This is a genomic window from Parashewanella sp. 2304DJ23-3 (genome assembly GCF_056591695.1).
Window position 1 is genome coordinate 1 of the sequence record NZ_JBWQOH010000041.1, and the last position, 266, is coordinate 266.

1 protein-coding gene is annotated in these 266 nt (G+C 32.7%); it reads right to left on the reverse strand.

Annotated elements, in window-relative coordinates:
• Positions 1–7: 7 nt before the first annotated feature.
• On the reverse strand, positions 8–266 hold a 259-nt coding region (locus AC1EU2_RS18805; RefSeq protein WP_480299806.1), incomplete at its 5' end, for a hypothetical protein.

Below are 266 nucleotides of genomic sequence, written 5' to 3' on the forward strand. Positions count from 1 at the left end.
ATGCGATTTACTTACAAGCTAAGCACTCTTTGTTTTGGTTTGAACTGTACTCTGCAAACCAATAATGTGAGTCTTTGATTTCCAGATATTTAAGCTGAGAATAACTATAACCCTTTGCAAACCTGTTTCGTAGTATTACTAATTTCTCACATTTAGGTAACCAATTCGATTCTTCAATGATTTGATTTCCATTCGATAACTCTTGTTGCAGAATTTCATTTAGATATTCGGAAATAAACATTGAAACCTCATTAGCATATAACGCC